Origin of the sequence: Paenibacillus sp. 4624, from assembly GCF_050435065.1 — a bacterium.
Taxonomy (GTDB): domain Bacteria; phylum Bacillota; class Bacilli; order Paenibacillales; family Paenibacillaceae; genus Paenibacillus; species Paenibacillus amylolyticus_D.
The window spans coordinates 25,070-42,944 of record NZ_JBNDJR010000014.1 but is presented as its reverse complement, the minus strand read 5'-3'; the positions used below and the strand labels follow the sequence as shown (position 1 = coordinate 42,944).

The 17,875-nt window shown below is 47.6% G+C and carries 17 protein-coding genes and 1 riboswitch; of the genes, 11 read left to right on the top strand and 6 right to left on the bottom strand.

Annotation, left to right across the window (positions count from 1 at the left end):
- Positions 1-123 precede the first annotated feature (123 nt).
- Both ABIE27_RS26325 and ABIE27_RS26320 read right to left on the bottom strand, forming a co-directional pair.
- Positions 124-492: a hypothetical protein gene (locus ABIE27_RS26325; RefSeq protein WP_429351907.1), complete on the bottom strand. Its 369-nt coding sequence runs from the start codon at positions 490-492 to the stop codon at positions 124-126.
- 116 nt (positions 493-608) lie between these two features.
- The gene (locus tag ABIE27_RS26320) at positions 609-3,350 is read right to left on the bottom strand and encodes a UvrD-helicase domain-containing protein (protein WP_429351906.1); all 2,742 of its coding nucleotides are present in this window, start codon (positions 3,348-3,350) and stop codon (positions 609-611) included.
- A 415-nt stretch (positions 3,351-3,765) separates the two neighbouring features.
- Between ABIE27_RS26320 and ABIE27_RS26315 the strand changes: the two genes are divergently transcribed.
- Together ABIE27_RS26315 and ABIE27_RS26310 are read left to right on the top strand one after the other, a co-directional pair.
- Positions 3,766-4,581 carry a zinc ribbon domain-containing protein gene (locus ABIE27_RS26315; RefSeq protein WP_123067301.1) on the top strand — a complete coding sequence of 272 codons (816 nt, stop codon included), beginning with the start codon at positions 3,766-3,768 and terminating at the stop codon, positions 4,579-4,581.
- A 60-nt stretch (positions 4,582-4,641) separates the two neighbouring features.
- Positions 4,642-5,442, top strand: a complete 801-nt coding sequence (locus ABIE27_RS26310; RefSeq protein ID WP_123067300.1) for a TrmB family transcriptional regulator — start codon at positions 4,642-4,644, stop codon at positions 5,440-5,442.
- 773 nt (positions 5,443-6,215) lie between these two features.
- Here ABIE27_RS26310 and ABIE27_RS26305 read toward each other — a convergent pair.
- Complete coding sequence (locus ABIE27_RS26305; protein WP_429351905.1) at positions 6,216-7,013, bottom strand: NUDIX hydrolase; 798 nt, start codon at positions 7,011-7,013, stop codon at positions 6,216-6,218.
- A gap of 79 nt (positions 7,014-7,092) precedes the next feature.
- On the opposite strand from ABIE27_RS26305, the gene ABIE27_RS26300 reads away from it, so the two are divergent.
- A complete protein-coding gene (locus tag ABIE27_RS26300) occupies positions 7,093-7,395 on the top strand; it encodes a hypothetical protein (RefSeq protein WP_429351904.1) in 303 nt (100 codons plus the stop codon).
- A 277-nt stretch (positions 7,396-7,672) separates the two neighbouring features.
- Here ABIE27_RS26300 and mscL read toward each other — a convergent pair whose 3' ends face one another.
- Positions 7,673-8,167, bottom strand: coding sequence for a large conductance mechanosensitive channel protein MscL (gene mscL / locus ABIE27_RS26295; protein WP_123067298.1), 495 nt, complete (start codon positions 8,165-8,167; stop codon positions 7,673-7,675).
- Between the two features lie 265 nt (positions 8,168-8,432).
- Positions 8,433-8,532: riboswitch (purine riboswitch) on the top strand.
- Between the two features lie 237 nt (positions 8,533-8,769).
- On the opposite strand from mscL, the gene ABIE27_RS26290 reads away from it, so the two are divergent.
- Both ABIE27_RS26290 and ABIE27_RS26285 read left to right on the top strand, forming a co-directional pair.
- Positions 8,770-9,357, top strand: coding sequence for a xanthine phosphoribosyltransferase (locus ABIE27_RS26290; protein ID WP_123067297.1), 588 nt, complete (start codon positions 8,770-8,772; stop codon positions 9,355-9,357).
- 1 nt (position 9,358) lies between these two features.
- Entirely contained in the window at positions 9,359-10,720 is a 1,362-nt protein-coding gene (locus ABIE27_RS26285) for a nucleobase:cation symporter-2 family protein (RefSeq protein ID WP_123067296.1), read from the top strand.
- Between the two features lie 359 nt (positions 10,721-11,079).
- Here ABIE27_RS26285 and ABIE27_RS26280 read toward each other — a convergent pair whose 3' ends face one another.
- Positions 11,080-11,418 (bottom strand): DUF4870 domain-containing protein, encoded by a 339-nt coding sequence (locus tag ABIE27_RS26280; RefSeq protein ID WP_123067295.1) that lies wholly within the window; start codon positions 11,416-11,418, stop codon positions 11,080-11,082.
- A gap of 71 nt (positions 11,419-11,489) precedes the next feature.
- Positions 11,490-11,762 carry a transposase gene (locus tag ABIE27_RS26275; protein ID WP_123067294.1) on the bottom strand — a complete coding sequence of 91 codons (273 nt, stop codon included), beginning with the start codon at positions 11,760-11,762 and terminating at the stop codon, positions 11,490-11,492.
- 395 nt (positions 11,763-12,157) lie between these two features.
- On the opposite strand from ABIE27_RS26275, the gene ABIE27_RS26270 reads away from it, so the two are divergent.
- From ABIE27_RS26270 to ABIE27_RS26245, 6 genes are all read left to right on the top strand, one after another.
- On the top strand, positions 12,158-12,346 hold the full coding sequence (locus ABIE27_RS26270; protein WP_017690840.1) for a hypothetical protein: 189 nt from the start codon (positions 12,158-12,160) through the stop codon (positions 12,344-12,346).
- A 205-nt stretch (positions 12,347-12,551) separates the two neighbouring features.
- Entirely contained in the window at positions 12,552-13,307 is a 756-nt protein-coding gene (map, locus tag ABIE27_RS26265; protein WP_123067293.1) for a type I methionyl aminopeptidase, read from the top strand.
- A gap of 604 nt (positions 13,308-13,911) precedes the next feature.
- Positions 13,912-14,964 carry a cytochrome c oxidase subunit II gene (gene coxB / locus ABIE27_RS26260; protein WP_123067292.1) on the top strand — a complete coding sequence of 351 codons (1,053 nt, stop codon included), beginning with the start codon at positions 13,912-13,914 and terminating at the stop codon, positions 14,962-14,964.
- A gap of 71 nt (positions 14,965-15,035) precedes the next feature.
- Positions 15,036-16,886 (top strand): cytochrome c oxidase subunit I, encoded by a 1,851-nt coding sequence (gene ctaD, locus ABIE27_RS26255; RefSeq protein WP_429351939.1) that lies wholly within the window; start codon positions 15,036-15,038, stop codon positions 16,884-16,886.
- Entirely contained in the window at positions 16,883-17,509 is a 627-nt protein-coding gene (locus ABIE27_RS26250) for a cytochrome (ubi)quinol oxidase subunit III (protein WP_123067290.1), read from the top strand. The genes ctaD and ABIE27_RS26250 overlap by 4 nt, the downstream gene beginning before the upstream one ends.
- Before the next feature lie 3 nt (positions 17,510-17,512).
- Positions 17,513-17,833 (top strand): cytochrome C oxidase subunit IV family protein, encoded by a 321-nt coding sequence (locus ABIE27_RS26245; RefSeq protein ID WP_090918552.1) that lies wholly within the window; start codon positions 17,513-17,515, stop codon positions 17,831-17,833.
- Positions 17,834-17,875 lie beyond the last annotated feature (42 nt).

The window sequence follows — 17,875 nt, the reverse complement described above, 5'->3', positions numbered from 1 at the left end:
TGACAGAATAACCCTCCTTCTAAATGGAGCAGAAGGAGGGTTATTGCTTTGGTTGTAGAATGGTTGCATTTCATCTTAGATGGCTCATGCCAAGGGCCGTACACAAATTAAGCTAATCCACCATCATTTATTCATTGGTGAGTTTTCATATCCCGGGTCATCGTAGTCCGTATTCTGCAACTTGGGAAGCACATTCATGTCCTCTATAGCCTGTCTGGTCTCCGTTGTACCATGATCGTAGAGGAAGGTGTACAGCATCGTCACTCCGTCCGTAAATCGTTCATTTCCATCGTCGTGGTCTGCTGATTTGTAAGGTACGGGGGCCCGCTGCAACGAGTAGTCGTCCCCATCCTCAAGCACTTTCATCAGATCTTGCAATGTTGCCAATTGCCCGTCATCCACAAGGACTTCGAACGGAGTAGATTCGTTTCTCGTTCGTTCAATAAGGTTATGAGTTACCGACACATACAGATGTTGTTTACCGTCCTGCATAATCCAACCCCCATTTCAATATTGAAAAAAAGACCATTTTACAGTTGAATTGGAAAAAAGACGCTTCTACTGTTAATAAACAGCAGCAAGCGCCCTGAAACGAAGAAGAGACCTCTCTATTTTCCAAATCGATTCGTCAATGGAACCTGCCGGGTGCCCGCAACCATCATTCCTGAACATAGTGGACAGGCGGGAGCTCCCGAGGAGGACTTTTTCGAGGCTTTGCCGGAAGGTACAGCCGGTTTCTGCCTTAACCATGCTTTGCATGTAACCGAACTACATTTCCAGATGGCCACCGTTTCTGTCCGTTCGGCTTTACTTGCACCTGATCGAGCAGAATCAGCATGTCGGGAAGTACTCGAAGTGGCGGTTGTAGCGCCAACTTTTGGATGAAGACCTGGTGTACTAAAAGCTGTATGATCTCGAATAATTCCACTGCCCCGTCGTTCGCTAAGGCGATCCTCATCCCGTTCATCCAGCATCTCCATTTCCCGATGATCCTTGTGGTTTATCGCACTTCGTTGCCGATCATGCTTAACATAAGACGAAGTCCGTTGATCTGTGCCACTCTTACCATCTTCATGTTTACGGTTGTCTCCAGAATTTCCGGAAATTTTCCGGTTTCCGTTGTTGCTTCGATGTTGCCCATTACCGTTAACATTACCTTTCGCATTGATCTGACTATTTCCGTTGTTGTTCCTGTTGTAGCTTGCGTGTCCAACATTTCCATAAGACGATGTGCCACCAGTACGGCTCTCTTCCCGTGCTTTACGTTTGTCCGGAACCTCCATGCCGAAGGCTTCCAGCAGGAAGCGTGACACGTCCGCAGGTTTGCCGTGATGGCTCGCGGGTGATGTCACATATAGATGCTGTTTGGCACGTGTAATGGCCACATAAGCAAGTCTGCGTTCTTCCTCCAAAGCCATATCCAATTCAGCATCCGTCTGTTGCACGGTGAGTGCTGCTTTTTGATCTTCCGGAATATCCTGACGCAGAGCGGTGCTATGCGGCACAATGCCTTCACTGGCTCCGATCCAGTACACACATGGGAACTCCAGCCCTTTGGCCCGGTGAATGGTCATGAGCTGTACCGCATCACTATCCTGCGCCCGGCGCAGTGATTCCATCTCGCGGTGTCTGCGGGACAACTCGTCTGCGAATTGCACGAATTCCTCCACGGTTTCGAACTTTTTGACAGCTGCTTCGAATTCATCCAGTGTTTCCAGCATCGTTTCCTTATAATGGGTAAAAATAGTCGGGTCGCCGCTCTCCATATACTTATCGTAGAACTGGCGGCGCATCTCCTGAATCGCGATAATCGGCTTCAGCTTGTGCAAAGATTTGATCAGCTTGATGCGTTCCTTGACCTGCTCCTGTTGAAAAGGCTTCAGCTTGTCCCATTTGCTCAGATGAATCAGCGGATATTTCTTGGCCTGTTCCTGCTCACAGCGCTGGATATACTCCAGTCCTGCATCACGGGACACATACAGCGGACCGAGTGCACTTGGCAGAGCCTCCATTGTTCGCGGGTTCAGAGACAGCCGCATATGGTCCATCAACGGTTTGATCAGGGATTGATCATAGAACACCGGAGCGGCCCCGTGCTGTACAAAGGGCACATCCTTCAGTACCAATTGCTCAAATACCGCCCGGCTGCTACTGGCTGTCCGGTGCAGGATAGCGATATCCCGATAAGGATACTGCCCTTCCTCCACCTGCTGGCAGATCTGATTCACGACCCAGGCAGCTTCCTCCTCGGCGTTAGATGGGGTAGCGAACCGGGGGGCATCCCCGCGTTGCCCTGCCGCACGCAGCCGTTTGTCACGTCTGCGTTTATTACGGGCGACCAGCTCACTGCCGAGTCCCAGAATACGTGCATCACTGCGATAATTAATGTCCAGCGTCACGATGCGTGCACCCGGGTATACTTTATCGAATTCCAAAATCGATTCCTGGCGTGCGCCGTTAAACGTATAGATCGTCTGGTCATCGTCTCCAACAACCATCAGATTGCGGTGAGCCGCAGCGAGCATCTGTACAATCTCGTATTGCAGCCGGTTTGTATCCTGAAATTCGTCGACCATAATGTATTGAAAACGCCGCTGCAGCGGCTTTAACACCGCCGGATCCCGAAGCAGCGCAGCCGCGCGCAGCAGGATATCATCAAAGTCCATTTTGCCGCGATCCTGTTTCCAGCTTTCGTATCCGAGCAATACCCGCTTGGCATCGCGCTCATCCTGCGTTTTCTCCGGCAAGTCTGCCGTGTCTAAACCTTGCATTTTCCACGCGGACAGCATCGCCAGCAGACTCTCCGGCTGAAACGCCTCGCTCATGCCATTTTGGCGCAGCAGCATTTTTAGCACCGTATGCTGGGCACGCGGTTCACCAAAAATGTCTTCCTGCACTCCGTAATGACGCAGCAAAGTCAGCGCAAACGAGTGAAAGGTGCGGGCTTGCACGGCTTTTGCTGCAGCAGGTCTGATGCCAGGCAGGGCAGCAATCCGGTCTTTCATCTCGGCAGCGGCCTTGTTGGTAAACGTCACGAGCAGAATGCTGCCTGCATGTACACCGCTGACTTCCATCAGGTAGCCTGCTCTTGCAGCCAGTACAGTTGTTTTGCCACAGCCGGCACCGGCGAGGGTGAGAATAGGCCCTTTACCATGACGGACAGCCGAGATTTGCGGGCCGTTAAGTTTGATGCCGGCTTCTTCAAGCGAACGGAAATAATAGGCGTCCTGCTGATCATCTCCCACAAGCTGCCGGCTGGTTTCCAGCGGTGCCGAGGGGGATTGAGGCAAGGAGGACGCGGGGGTCACCCCGAGCGGACGGGGGTAAAACGTTGAGTTCGGACTTAACATATTTCATCCACCTCTGTATACATTCAGGGATTGAATAATCCCGTTCAAGAGTAAAGAATTTGCCCTTTTCACAATCGCATTGTAAATTGGTAAGATAGAGTGAGTTGCGAATGCTGCGTGTTCCATATGTTATGGTTCTATGAGATATGGGACTATGGTTTCATTGGCATAAAGTGAGAATTCCATTCATATGGAGTCAAAGTTCCATTATACCGAACGTATGGTCTTGACGAAAGCCCCTGTTTCTATCCAATATCCGCATAAAATGGGGTGGCAGCGCGATTTTTCGCAACTTTTTGGCTTCATATCGTATAAGTTATATATCTAGGGCATCTCGCTTGTTGCGAATTGCTGACCTGCTAACTAATGAAGAATGATCATGATATTGTTTTGACGGGACAGAGGAGGAATTGTGATGAAACTGCTTCAGCGCATTAAAAACGGAGCAAACAAAGCAACAGAGCGTGCCCAGCATGCCGTTGAGATTGGCAAATTGAACAATCAGATTGTGGGCTTGCAACAGGAACAAGAAGTCCATTTTACCGATATGGGCCGCATCTTCTATGAAGGTTATCGTGCACAGGATATGACGCTTGCTGAAAAAGAAATGGTGGATCTGTCTAATCTGTGTGACGAGCTGCAGGATGAGATCGATGCTCTGCGCAGCAAGATTGCCGAGTTGAAAAACGAACGCCTGTGTGAGTGTGGACACGTCGCATCACTGGATGCCAACTTCTGTCCGAAGTGTGGACGCAAATTGGGCGAATCCAAACCGGGTGCAGCTGCATCGGGAGCGGCCGGAACCGCAGGACTTGCCAAAACAGCGAAACATGAGACGGCAGCTGCACAAAACCCGGTTGCGGAGCAATCGATTTTTGATACACCGGTTGTGGAAGAACATGAAGAGACCGAGCCGTATCATACGGTTATCCCATCGATTGCGGATCTGGATACAGAACCGGGATATAACAGCACCGAGTTTACGCTGGAAGAGAAGGAAGCGTTCGATGCAGAGTGGGAACGCCGCAGAGAAGAGGAGATGCTGCGGGAACGCGAGCGTCAGCAGGAGCTGGATGAGCGCATTCGTTATTGGAAAGAAAACAATCCGATTGTGAGCACCGTAGATGTGCAGACGGAAGTGCCACGTGAAATGGTGAAGTGTCAGATTTGTGCATCCGAATTGCCAAAAGGCTCGAAGTGGTGCCCACGTTGCGGAGCCGAGCAGATTTGATGCAGTAGACGTGCTGCCGTCAGGCAGTGCTGGTTGCTGACAGCATGGGGGGACAGAAATATGGACCAACTGCTGCATCATTTACGTCATCTCGGGTTCACCGAGATGGAATCTAAAATTATGGTGGAATTAGCCCGTCAGGGATCAGCCTCTGGATATGAGGTGGCCAAACGGCTGGGCGTGTCCCGTTCCAATGTATATGCAACCTTGCAACGACTGGAATCAAGAGGATTTCTCCGGTGCAGTCCGGGAGAACCCGCGAAGTATAGCATGCTGAAACCGGAAGAGATGACACGCATGATCTCGGATCAGATGCACACCTCTCTGGATTACGTCGAGCGAAGTATGCCGAAGAGCGAACCGGAGAAGCCTGTATTTTACAATGTGGAAGGCGACAAAAATGTTCTGGAGAATCTGAGTCGTGAACTTGCCACAGCACAGCATGAGATTGTGGTGGATGTGTGGCGAGAGGAAGCCGAACTGCTTCGAGAGGATTTGCAGCAGGCTGAGGCTCGGGGTGTGCGCTTATTGTGGTCCTGTGAAGGTGGGGAAGGCATGGTAGATCAGCCGCTTCCTTTGCCAGGGTTGGCGTCACATGGCATGGATACCGGGCGTAAGTTCTCGCTCGTTGTAGATCGCCGCTGGTGTATGCTGGGCATGCGTGGGGAGTCATGCCCGACGCAGGCCGTGGTCACAGCGCATCCGGTGATGACCGGGTTGCTACTGAATCATTTTGCACAAGAACTGGTGCTGTATGAACTGGAACAGGATATGGGTGAGGAGTTGGAAGGTCGCTACGGACGTCGGTACGCGGACATTGCAGCGACGTACTGGTCTACTCCTACACCAGATCAGGAGTAGTAACAGGTGGAATATGAAATTAAAAAGTAACCATGAAAACTAAAGTAGTGACCACAAAAACAAAATGATAAAGGGCGAGATGTGAATGATGAATTCACGTCTCGTCCTTTTGTGGTTAATAAAAGCATTGACCATCTTAGTATGGTTATTCTCCATCTTTTGAAAAGGAAATATTTGGAAGTCAGTGAAACGGGATAGTTTGAGTGCTAACGATCACCACAAGCCTTATTTTGGCGATATCTACCTCTTTCCGATTCTAACGATCCTCAGGAACGCTATTTCGTCCCCAAACCATCTTTTTAGCGCAAATGAAGCCATTTTCGTCTAAATAACGTCTCTGGTGATCGTTAGATTTCAGGAGACCCCGAAATGGAGCAAATAACGTTCCCTGTGATCGTTAGAATTTTCTGAGCCCAAGCTCGCGCACATTCACTTTAGGTTACTCAGTATCCATCATGAAATTTACATAGAGTAGGCTAACTTTTGTTGTCTACTGATTTGTTGCCTGTTAGAGCATGCGTATTTGGATAATTCCCTGATATGCCGTAGCAACATCTTCAACGTATCGCGTAACGTTTAGGTGGCTCATGGGTACCACGATACAATTCAGAAGCAAAATGCAGTGACGCTTGTTACAGCATTGGTTTGCCATCCGGTTAATAGTAAAGGAATGTTACTGGAATACCTAAAGGGTAATGTGACTGGAATACCTATGGTATTGGTTCAGATATTCGTTAAAGGTATGAAGTGATGCTATTTTTGAGAAAATGAAGTTAGACCCCGTGTACTCGTTTCAGTGCTTCGAGTGCGTCGATATAATAGGTGGTGCCATGCGGCACAAAATCCGCCAGATGTATTTCCCTCACAAGGCGTGAGGTATTTGCTGAATGCTTATAATCGCCGTGATTGGACGGAAGATCAGCTGCTGTCGTTGTGATTTCTTGGACGAACTCAGACAGTGATTTACCAGTTCGTGGGGATGTGGATAAAGGCGTGTCATCCTCTGACGGTGTAGATATCGCTTTACCGTCTTGCATAAATGTCTGTTGTTGCGCACGCACACCGGATGCCTGAACGGCATCCTTCTCTTGGCGGAACAGGGCAAGCAAGTCATCCAGCGGTGCCTCATAGAGACTGTCCACTTCACTAGCCTGGAGAACATAGGACTCCAGAGGTTGGTTCAGGCACAGACCATAGACAGCGCTGAATTCCCGATCCAGAAACGGAATACCGCGCACTTCACCCTGTAGCTGCTGCGTAGCCGTAAACAAATAAGTCAGCGTATCGAATGACGTATGCACACCGAGCTCTTCTTCAAGTTCACGATGCGCATCCTGTAGCTGTTCACCGGCTGTAAGGTGACCAGCAGCTGTGATGTCGTAATATCCGGGGAAAGTATCTTTGATATCCCGCCGCCGCTGAAACAGAACCATGCGCTTGTTGTCTTCGTCACGCACGATCCAGCAATGGAAGGAACGATGCCAGTATCCTTTGGCATGAACCTCATTTCGAGGTGCTGTACCGATCCATTGTTGCTGGTCGTCATAAATATCGAAACGTTCTGGGGTCATGAAACGTATCTCCTTATATAGCAAAATTTAAAGTTCAAAATTTCACAAAGGTTCTTTTTAACGAAAGGGGAACGATTGTATGGAATGCATTGTACACTTTCAGGTGATTTATCCGCAACCTCAGGAGCGTAAAGCCCTTAGGGGACTTATCTTTGTAGGGCAAGGTCAGGAGCCGGCCACGAGTCAGCTTACGACGATGTTTAAAGACATGGGATTTCATGTGCGTCTGGAGGACGAAGCGCAGTTGTTATTTAAACCGACGGATGCCAGCGCCAATTATGAATACATTCGGGTCACTGAACTGGATACCGGAGAAGAGGTCTACAAAGAAGACAAAGATCTCAAATCGATTCTGGAACACCTGCTGCCAAAACGTTTCTAAATAAGGAACGCATGACCAGCAATTCTGCACTCACGATGAAGAAAAAAAGGTCCCACCAATAGGTGGAACCAGGACATATGCAGGTTTGATGTATTTTATATGCGTATGCAATGCAAAGTTATAATCAGTTTCATCCGGCAACGATGAGTATGCTTTACATGCAGACAAATAATGATTACATAAGCGTACATTGGCTTAGATGTACATCGCTGTATCAAGAATCAAACCTGCGTTTTTGCTTTATTTAATTTGCTCTACACAATAATAGATCAGACCCTTATGCCGGAGCGTTGCTACCTTCTGCCTCGAGCTGGGATGTGCAGTGGGAACAACGGGTAGCTGCAGCCGGAATTTCGGACAGACAGTACTTGCAAGCTTTGGTTGTTTTTTTCGGCTCAGGCTTGGTGTGCTCTTTGCGTTTCAGATAGTTAATGCCTTTAACCAGCATAAAGATACAGAATGCCACGATAATAAAATCAATCAACACATTGATAAATTGACCGTAAGCAATGACAGTGGCGCCAGCTTCGTTGGCCTGAGCCAGTGTCGTGATGTCTTGTCCGCCAGCTGTCTTTACGTCAGGGTCAAGGTTGATGATTTTTTGGCTGAAGTCAATTCCGCCGAGCAGTTTTCCAACCGGGGGCATGATGATATCATTCACAAGGGACGTAACGATTTTCCCAAAAGCAGCCCCGATAATTACACCGACCGCCAGATCAATGACGTTGCCGCGAACAGCAAACTCCTTAAATTCTTTCAGTATGCCTTTCATGTAACAATCTCCTTTAACGACTAGATTTACAGCGTTTCCTCCAAGGTGAGTCCCGTCAGGACACGCTTTTGTTCTCATATTGTACATAAAAAATGAAAATCAATCATCCCCCATTATGCAAAAGAAACATCGTTTCCGCAAATTCCATGAAAATACCTCTTTATTTCAAGCCGCCAATTCGGTATACTTCTAACATTGTCAGTAAGATTACACTTTGTACATTCAGGTTCGCAATTATACAGGGATACGAATCGTGAAGCCAAAATAAATTGAATATGCCGTTACTCGTATATGTGCAGGAATAGGCCTGCATGTCTCTACCCGATCACCGGAATGATTGGACTACGGGAAGGATGCTTTTGCGCCCTGTTGGGGGTTATGGTCAGGTCTGCCTAAATATATAGGTATGCTTCCTGAGCCTCGCCCCTTGGCGTACGTAGTGTTCAAGCGGCTTGTCCATACAGGAACAAGTCCGTCTTTCCCGTCTCCGGTTAATGCCGCAGGTGTGAACAGGCGGGCTTTTTGTTTTTTTACATGGGGATAGAGATATTGTGGAGCAGACTGAGCAAGGCGGTAAAGGGCATTTGGGAGGAAGAAAAACGATGCAATTGTTAAAAGACAAAGTAATACAGGAAGGCATTGTCCTGTCCGAACAAGTACTGAAAGTAGACTCATTCCTGAACCACCAGATGGACCCGGTGTTGATGAAGGAAGTTGGCAAAGAGTTCATCCGCCGGTTTGAAGGGGAGAATATTACACGTGTGCTGACGATCGAATCATCCGGTATTGCGCCGGGCATTATGACAGCACTGGAACTTAATGTTCCGCTGATCTTCGCCCGTAAGCAGAAGTCACTTACCCTCACCGAAGATATTTTGGTGGAGAAAGTGTATTCCTTTACCAAGCAGGAGACGAATGAAATTACTGTTGCCAAAAAATTTATGAACCCCGGTGACCGTGTGTTAATCATTGATGATTTTCTGGCGAATGGTGAAGCGGCATTTGGCCTGGCTCGCATTGTAGAACAGGTTGGCGCGGAAGTCGTTGGAATCGGGATCGTGATTGAAAAAGCATTCCAGCCGGGAGGAAGCCTTTTGAAAGAGGCAGGATACCGCGTGGAATCTTTAGTTCGTATTGGAGCACTGTCCAATGGACAAGTAACCTTTGCAGATGAGGAGGGCACGAACTAGTATGGCACGCGAACGTATCTTTCAACGTCACCGGCATCCGGCCAAAACCTTCTCACTCGGCTTGCAGCACGTACTTGCGATGTACGCTGGAGCTGTCATTGTACCGCTTATTGTTAGTAGCGCACTTGGATTTACCCAAGAACAACTTACCTATTTGATTGCAATTGACCTGCTTGCTTGCGGTGTAGCCACACTGCTTCAAGTCTGGGGTAATAAATACTTTGGCGTTGGACTGCCGGTTATGCTGGGCTGTGCATTCCAAGCGGTATCCCCTATGATCATGATCGGACAGAGCAGTGGAGTATCTGCTATATATGGTGCTATTATTGCTTCCGGTTTGTTCGTGCTCATTTTCTCAGGCTTGTTCGGCAAGCTGATTCGGCTCTTTCCACCCGTCGTGACAGGTTCGGTCGTTACTATTATTGGTCTGACACTAATTCCGGTGGCATTCACCGATTTGGGTGGCGGCCAGAATGCAGAGGACTTTGGCAGCGGTGTACATTTGTTGCTAGGTTTCGGTGTATTCATGTTCATCATATTAATGACACGCTTCACTACAGGTTTTGTACGCTCCATTTCAGTATTGATTGGTCTATTCGTTGGTACGGTGGTTGCTGGATTGATGGGAGAGGTGAAGTTTGCTCCTGTTCTTGATGCAAGCTGGTTCCATATGGTTCAACCATTTTATTTCGGAAGGCCTACCTTTGAGATTGTTCCTATTCTGACGATGATTCTCGTCGCGATTGTCAGTGTGGCTGAATCTACGGGCGTGTTTATGGCTCTGGGCAAAATGTTGGACAAGGATCTGACTTCCAAAGATTTGGCGCGTGGATATCGTGCAGAGGGGCTGGCTATTGTGCTTGGGGGGATTTTTAATTCCTTCCCATATACAACGTATTCGCAAAATGTAGGACTTGTACAGATGACACGTGTGAAGACGCGGGATGTCATCGTTGTTGCAGGCGGTTTGCTGATTGTTATTGGCTTTGTACCGAAAATTGCCGCACTGGCTCAGCTTGTGCCTGGATCCGTGCTTGGCGGTGCCATGGTGGCCCTGTTCGGTATGGTAATTTCATCAGGTATTCGCATCATTGGCACTCAGGTGGACCTTAACCGTCATGAGAACCTATTCATCATTGCGTGTTCTATTGGTATGGGGCTGGGGGTAACGGTGGTACCGCAGTTGTTCGCAGGTGCGCCGGACTGGGCTCAGATTATGCTGGGCAATGGCATTATTGCAGGCAGCTTTACGGCAATCTTTATGAATTTGTTGTTTAATGGCCTCGGGAGTAAAGAAACTGCTGCCCAGTTGGCTGCGCAGCATACAGATGAGATGGCTCAGGAGAACAGCAAGACCGCGTAAGATGAGGTAAGGAGTAATGTAAGACTAGTTGCGAAAGTAGTAGATCAATAAAGCTAAGGCAGGTTGCTTTAGTGTGAGCACGGAGGAGCGTTTTTGTCGTTTATGGGAGTGCGTGCATATGGGTTCAAATGCTATATTATGTAAACTGTACTACATGAATGATTTACGGCATAAAGCATGTTGACTCAGGATATGAATGATTTATTTCTTGTATTATTCATGTTATAAAATATCAATGCGATGAAGTGCAAGTTAACCTTTATTTTGGACAGTTAACATAATTTACGCACAGGAAACACCGAAACAATGGGTTCAGCACACATTGTTTCGGTGTTTTCTTGGTATTGCACGATACGATATTAAAGATGCCGCATCTGCTTCTCGGCAAAATCACCAACCCAAGGCAGCTTAAGCCATTTTCCTTGCAGACTTGTAACGACGGTCAGGAGCCATACGATTACACCAAGCAGAGATAACAGTGAAGCTACAAGTGGGCCAAACAGTGGAAGAAAGGTCGACAACACATGACCAACCATGATCAGTCCGAAAACCGTCACGGATTGAAGAGCGTGGAACAACACAAATCGACTGCGCTTCTCCACAGCTAGAAAGATGATGCCGCCTACAAACGTGAATAAATAACACAGCATGCCGGCTATATTTTCATCCAGACCGCTGGACGATTTCATGGGAGACATTCGGCCCAGCCTCCTTTGTCCTTTTTATATAGGCTATGTAGGAGGTGGACAGAACTGAACCGATGAATGGATTAAGTTTGAATCTGTCTTCGAGGACTGTTTATTTTCCCTTTTTTATTTTGATCATCTTCCTTGGGCACCAGACGTTCATCTGTTTTTCCATCGTGGTGATTATCAAAGGCATACTCTGTCAGCTTCCATTCGGTCTTGCCGAGTACGAGATCGGCGGGGAACTCTTGCCCCCGGTGAAGATGCTCTTCCTGCCCGGCTTCATTGATATAAACGCCGTCGACCTCAACCTTTTCATGCGAAAGGGGTAACATGTCCTGTTCTTTGCGTTCCATAACAGGTCCTCCTTTTAGTTCCATATAGTTAACTAATTTGGTGATCCAAGATAATATCCCCCGAATAGTTGATGGTTATGCTGGATAGATTAATCCGTATAGAATAAACATTTTATAAAATATGATTCGGAATTAAACTTTTTGGGCAGTAAAACCGTTATATATATTAGGAAAAATCGTCAAGTCGTAACGAGGTTCCGAATATGATACAATAAGATTATGATTCAACCTGAATCATATCGGGTATTTATAGTGTCAGGTACTTGCTATTCGGCGAGGTTCCCGACCTAAAGCTTGCTTTAAGCCGCGCACACAACTTCATGAATGGCATTTAAGACTTATTCGGCGTTCTCTAAACGGAGCATTCACTTTCAACGTTTTGGGAGGGAATTACAATGGCAACGAAAGGTCACAATGAGGTCAAAGAAAGTTTGAGGGAAATGACTCGGATTTTCCGTCCTAAAGATCCAAAAAAATTCGTGAAGGAGTATGTGAGAAAATACCGGATTACGGGTGGATATGAGGAAGAATTGACTTCTGTCGTTGAGCATGAGCTTGTCAAGATGGATTCTTCCGTATCCTGAAACAACACCAACTTCTGATTATACTGTTCCAATATGAATAGAACCGTCTCTCGGGCCTTGGCTCCGGCAGACGGTTTTTTTTGCGTTTGTGGAGTCAATTAGCATGTATCTATATTATCCTGGATTTTGGTGTACTTTAGGGGCTTTGTTCTGAATTTCTCGCATATATATGGAAATATACCTACAGCAGGAAGGATGAAGGCATGTGGACCCTATATTGAAAACCAGAGAAGAGATTGGCTACATGCGGGAAGCGGGACGGATATTAAAAGAATGCCATCAACATATTGAGCAGTACATGGTTCCAGGCACCACAACAGCGGAGATTAACGAGCGCGTGGAGGCCTTTCTTGCGGATCATGGAGCCACACCCGAGCAGAAAGGGTATAAAGGCTATCCTTACGCTATATGTGCTTCCGTCAACGAAGTGGTGTGTCACGGGTTTCCTGGAAGCCAGGCACTTGCAAGTGGAGATGTCGTGACGATTGATATGGTAGTGAACAAAGAAGGCTGGCTTGCTGACTCGGCCTGGACATATGCTATAGATGAACCAAGCAGATCCATTCGCCGGCTTATGAAACGCACGGAAAAAGCACTTTATAAAGCGATCGCGCAGGCCGTTCCTGGGAATACCCTTGGAGACATTGGGAGCGCCATTGAACGAACGGCACGATTGTACCGATACGGGATCGTCAAACCGCTTATCGGCCATGGCATAGGGCAATATATCCACGAGCCACCGAATGTACTGCCTTATGGAAAACGAAAAACAGGAATGATGCTTACCGAAGGCATGGTCATAACCATTGAACCCATATTCACGAAGGGTAGCTCTGGGGCTGTGGTGTGGGATGAGGATGGCTGGACAGTTCGAACGCTGGATGAAAGCTGGGGAGTGCAGTATGAACATACTGTAGCCATTACCAAGGATGGGCCGTTGATTCTAACGGATGGAACTTGAAAACAGCGAGTGTAATCAGAATTAAAAAGAAGGAAGCGTGAATTTTTAATCCGGGAATTAACTTCTGGAATGATATGAATAAATGGCGAATCTGCTCCAAGCCAATGAGGTTATCCAATGTAGAGGGCAGATTCGTTCATTTCCAGTACATATGGTAATGATTCCCTAATATTAGAGGGGGTTCTTTTGCATAATAACGCATGTTTTGATTGTGATAAAAATCGCTAAGAAAATTGAGTTTATCACCGAAATTTGGCAAAATTTTTCAGAGACGAATCGTAATACTTATAATTGAAATCGTTTGCAAATCAAGTTGTGATGCGGTTTTATACATAAAGTGAACAATTTGTGAACATGTGTCCAAAGATTGACAAAATCATACCCTCAACTTATATTTAATAAGTGATTGAAGCATATAGAATGAATTGGAAGAATGCGCAGACATGCCCTGGGCAGGAAATGACGGGAGTACTGGAAGCGTTATTTTTGTAAGCATTCTATATGATGAAGAGGATTATGTTTATCGTGCTGAAATGTACATGTGCTGCCTTTGTACCGAACGACAACCGTAATCTACGAAAACGTAAAAAAGTGGGGTAGATCAATGATGAAACAGTGGCAGGTTGCAAAGCGAATCCTTCCCTTGCTGGCAGTGTTCTCTTTGCTGCTATCCGCATGCGGGCGGGAAGACTTGTCGGCAATGAAACCTCAGGGTCCTGTGGCGCAAGACCAATTAGATCTGATGAAGCTGTCTATTGCGATTATGATCGTGGTGCTCATCATTGTATTTGCGATTGCTGCCTATGTCCTGATCAAGTTTCGCAGACGAGCAGGGCAGACCGAAATGCCTGAGCAGGTTGAAGGAAACTTCAAACTGGAAGTAATATGGACAGCCATTCCACTTCTGCTGGTCATTATTTTGGCTGTACCAACAGTGCAGACGATTTTTGCCCATGGTGAAGATCTGACGAACGACAAAAACGCAGTTAAGGTCCAGGTAACCTCACATCAGTATTGGTGGGAATTCACTTATCCTCAGTATGACATAACCACCGCTCAAGACCTCATCATCCCGACCGGAAAGAAAATTGCATTCGAATTGAAAACCGCGGACGTGCTTCATTCCTTCTGGGTGCCGTCACTTGCGGGCAAAATGGACACAAACCCGGATGGAACATTGAACAAATTCAGCTTTTCTGCTCCAAATGAAGGCGTTTACCGTGGTAAATGTGCCGAGTTATGCGGTAGATCTCATGCTTTTATGGAATTCAAAGTTAAGGCTGTTAGCCAGGAGTCCTTTGACCGCTGGGTTAACGCGATGAAAGCGCCAGCTGTTCTTCCTGAAGACACACAGCTTGCTGAGAAATTCAAAACGAACTGCCTGTCTTGTCACGCTGTTGGCGATCAGGGCGGACCTGTTGCACCGAACCTTACAGGTATTGGCGGCAAGGAATCCGTTGCAGGCATTTTGCTGAATCAACGTGAAGGTCAGGAAGAAGGTAAACCGGTACTGGATAACATGAAAGAGTGGCTTCATGATCCACAAGCTGTGAAGCCGGGCAATACGATGCCGAGTCCGAAGAGTCTGGGACTGACGGATGAAGAAATCGACGGAATTGCCGAATATTTGGCCAATTACAAATTGGACTACGAATAGAACAGCAAGGATGAAGAAGGGGGTACACAACCTTGGCTCATGCGCATAGCGTCAAGCGGTACAAGGGCTTGATGGACTGGATCACCACCGTCGATCACAAAAAAATCGCCGTTCTTTACTTGATTGCAGGCGGACTTTTCTTCGGCATTGGCGGTATCGAAGCCATTTTGATCCGGATTCAACTGATGAAGCCGATGAACGATTTTGTATCGGCGCAAGTGTTTAATGAATTGATTACGATGCATGGAACTACGATGATTTTCCTTGGCGTCATGCCGATTATTTTTGCCATTATGAATGCGGTGGTCCCTTTGCAGATCGGGGCACGTGACGTAGCATTCCCGTTTGTTAACGCCCTGGGATTCTGGACATTTTTGTTCGGTGGTTTATTGCTCAATCTGAGCTGGATTATGGGAGGCGCGCCGGATGCAGGCTGGACAGCGTATACACCTCTCTCCGGTTCGCAGTATAGCGAAACACACGGTGTGGACTTCTATACGATCGGTCTTCAGATCGCCGGTCTGGGTACACTCATCGGGGGCATTAACTTCCTGGCTACCATTATCACCATGCGTGCGCCAGGGATGTCTTATATGCGGATGCCGATGTTTACCTGGACCACGTTTATTACATCAGCAATTATTTTGTTTGCTTTTCCTGCCATCACGGTAGGCCTTGTGTTATTGACGTTTGACCGCATTCTCGATGCGAATTTCTTCAATGTTGCAGGCGGCGGTAACCCCGTGCTCTGGCAGCATATCTTCTGGATTTTCGGACACCCGGAAGTTTACATCCTGATCTTGCCGGCATTCGGCATTATCTCGGAGGTTATTCCGACCTTCTCGCGTAAGCGGTTGTTTGGATATAGCTCCATGGTATTTGCAACCATTCTGATTGCCTTCCTGGGCTTCATGGTATGGGCGCATCACATGTTTACGACGGGTCTTGGTAACGTAGCAAACGCGTTATTCTCGATCTCAACGATGCTGATTGCCGTACCAACCGGAATCAAAATCTTCAACTGGCTCTTTACGATGTGGGGCGGACAGATTCGCTTTACGGCGGCAAATCTCTTTGCTGTCGGATTTGTACCAACCTTCGTTATGGGTGGGGTTACCGGTGTCATGCTCGCTTCTGCCCCGGCGGACTTCCAGTTCCATGACACTTACTTTGTCGTAGCTCACTTCCACTATGTTATCGTGGGCGGACTGGTACTTGGATTATTTGCGGGACTTCATTATTGGTGGCCGAAGATGTTTGGCCGTATTCTGAGTGAATCACTTGGAAAATGGACATTCTGGACATTCATGATCGGATTCCAGCTAACCTTCTTCGTACAGCATTTCCTCGGTCTGATGGGGATGCAGCGCCGGATTGTTACATACTTGCCGAATCAGGATTTTGACCTGCTTAACCTGGTCAGCTCCATCGGCGCGTTCCTGATGGGCGTTGGGGTCATTATCTTCCTGGTGAACATCGTCATCACCACGAAGAAACCAATTGATGCACCAAACGATCCGTGGGAAGACGGTCGTACACTGGAGTGGACGATTCCATCGCCGCCGCCAGAGTACAACTTCAAACAAACGCCGCTGGTACGTGGTATTGATGCATATTGGAAAGAGAAGATGGCAGGCAACAAGGAGATGACTCCTGCGGAGCCGGTAGGTTCCATTCATATGCCATCCGCTACACCGTTGCCGTTTGTTATGTCGGTAGGTATTTTTATCGCCGGACTTGGACTGATGTTCAGCAAAGACAAATTCGAATTGGAATTCATGAATCTCATTTTCAATAATTATATTGTGCTTATTATCGGTCTTCTTATTACATTTGGCGCGATGGCATTGCGCTCATTATATGACGATCACGGCTGGCACATTGAACCCGAGGATCAGGACGAGAAGGGGGCGAGAACATGACAACCTCACATGCCGAGCCGGTAAACGGCAAACTGCCGCATGAACCAGAGAAGGCAACGCTGGAAGGACGCAACAAGCTTATTGGCTTCTGGTTGTTCCTTGGCGGTGAGACGGTACTGTTCGGTACACTCTTCGCGACCTTCCTCGCACTCCGCGGGCAGACCAATGATGGACCTACAGCGAATGAACTGTTCCATCTGCCGCTTGTGGCAGCAGCAACGTTCATCCTCTTGGTCAGCAGCTTGACGAGTGTATTCGCCATCCAGGCGATGCACAAGGGGAAACGAAATGCACTGGCTCTGTGGCTGGGGATCACGGTTGTTCTAGGTCTGGGATTCCTTGGTCTGGAGATTTACGAGTTCTACGAGTACGTGAAACATAAAGAATTTGGCATGACCACGAGTGCCTTCAGTTCGGCATTCTACACGCTGGTCGGGTTCCACGGAGCCCACGTAGCGTTCGGTATTGTATGGATCGGAATCATTATCGGGCAACTGTTCAAAAAAGGATTAACGGTCGTAACCGCACCGAAAGTCTATGTTTCCGCCATGTACTGGCACTTCATCGACGTTGTGTGGGTGTTCATCTTTACGGTCGTGTACCTGCTCGGAAAGGTGGGGTAACACATGTCCGCTCAGGATCAAAGTGATCAACAGCCGGTGAAGCACCGTCACCGTGCGGAAGGGCCTTCGAAGCATGTCGTCGTGTTTATTTTCTCCATTATACTCACGTTGATTGCCTTTGCGGCTGCCGCAGCCGGAGGGGTTAACACAACCTTCACCATTATTATTATGGTTGTCATGGCCATTTTGCAGGTATTTGTGCAGCTTGGTTACTGGATGCACTTGAAGGACAAAGGCCACTTGATGCCGATACTATTTATGGCCTTTGGATTTTTCGTAGCCTTTACATGTATTATTATGGCCCTTTTCTGGGTCTGGTGGTAAGAGAGATGGCGGCAGCGTATTGCTGCCGTCTTTTCCCCTTTT

Excerpts from the sequence above, each read along its gene's own strand:
- mscL (WP_123067298.1), bottom strand. The coding sequence starts at position 8,167 with ATGAAAGGCATACTGAAAGAATTTAAGGAGTTTGCTGTTCGCGGCAAC.
- ABIE27_RS26275 (WP_123067294.1), bottom strand. The coding sequence starts at position 11,762 with ATGGAACGCAAAGAACAGGACATGTTACCCCTTTCGCATGAAAAGGTT.
- ABIE27_RS26300 (WP_429351904.1), top strand. The coding sequence starts at position 7,093 with ATGGAATGCATTGTACACTTTCAGGTGATTTATCCGCAACCTCAGGAG.
- ABIE27_RS26320 (WP_429351906.1), bottom strand. The coding sequence starts at position 3,350 with ATGTTAAGTCCGAACTCAACGTTTTACCCCCGTCCGCTCGGGGTGACC.
- coxB (WP_123067292.1), top strand. The coding sequence starts at position 13,912 with ATGATGAAACAGTGGCAGGTTGCAAAGCGAATCCTTCCCTTGCTGGCA.
- ABIE27_RS26245 (WP_090918552.1), top strand. The coding sequence starts at position 17,513 with ATGTCCGCTCAGGATCAAAGTGATCAACAGCCGGTGAAGCACCGTCAC.
- ABIE27_RS26285 (WP_123067296.1), top strand. The coding sequence starts at position 9,359 with ATGGCACGCGAACGTATCTTTCAACGTCACCGGCATCCGGCCAAAACC.
- ABIE27_RS26315 (WP_123067301.1), top strand. The coding sequence starts at position 3,766 with ATGAAACTGCTTCAGCGCATTAAAAACGGAGCAAACAAAGCAACAGAG.
- ABIE27_RS26305 (WP_429351905.1), bottom strand. The coding sequence starts at position 7,013 with ATGACCCCAGAACGTTTCGATATTTATGACGACCAGCAACAATGGATC.
- ABIE27_RS26270 (WP_017690840.1), top strand. The coding sequence starts at position 12,158 with ATGGCAACGAAAGGTCACAATGAGGTCAAAGAAAGTTTGAGGGAAATG.
- ctaD (WP_429351939.1), top strand. The coding sequence starts at position 15,036 with ATGGACTGGATCACCACCGTCGATCACAAAAAAATCGCCGTTCTTTAC.
- ABIE27_RS26250 (WP_123067290.1), top strand. The coding sequence starts at position 16,883 with ATGACAACCTCACATGCCGAGCCGGTAAACGGCAAACTGCCGCATGAA.
- ABIE27_RS26310 (WP_123067300.1), top strand. The coding sequence starts at position 4,642 with ATGGACCAACTGCTGCATCATTTACGTCATCTCGGGTTCACCGAGATG.
- ABIE27_RS26325 (WP_429351907.1), bottom strand. The coding sequence starts at position 492 with ATGCAGGACGGTAAACAACATCTGTATGTGTCGGTAACTCATAACCTT.
- ABIE27_RS26290 (WP_123067297.1), top strand. The coding sequence starts at position 8,770 with ATGCAATTGTTAAAAGACAAAGTAATACAGGAAGGCATTGTCCTGTCC.
- ABIE27_RS26280 (WP_123067295.1), bottom strand. The coding sequence starts at position 11,418 with ATGTCTCCCATGAAATCGTCCAGCGGTCTGGATGAAAATATAGCCGGC.